Annotated in this window: 1 protein-coding gene; it reads left to right on the plus strand. The window is 75.1% G+C overall.

The genetic code is table 11. The features are described from left to right. Window positions 1-429 (plus strand): hypothetical protein (locus tag ACODT0_RS42435; RefSeq protein ID WP_489044056.1); only part of this gene is annotated, 429 nt, incomplete at both ends.

Here is a 429-nt window from a genome sequence, read left to right on the forward strand (position 1 = left end):
GCGTGCTGGGTGATGACGGCCTGCTGGGCGGTCTGCTCGGCGGCGACGGTGGCCTGCTCGGCGGTGTGCTGGGTGATGACGGCCTGCTGGGCGGTCTGCTTGGCGGCGATGGTGGTCTGCTGGGTGGCGTGCTGGGCGACGACGGCCTGCTGGGCGGTCTGCTCGGCGGTGACGGCGGTCTGCTGGGTGGCGTGCTCGGCGACGACGGCCTCCTAGGCGGTCTGCTCGGCGGTGACGGTGGCCTGCTCGGCGGCGTCCTTGGCGACGATGGCCTGCTGGGTGGCGTGCTCGGTGGCGACGGCGGCTTGCTCGGCGGCGTCCTCGGCGACGGCGGCCTGCTGGGTGGCGTCCTCGGTGGCGACGGTGGCCTCCTGGGCGGTGTCCTGGGCGATGACGGCCTGCTGGGTGGCGTGCTCGGCGGTGACGGCG

The organism is Variovorax sp. FG153 (genome assembly GCF_057809595.1).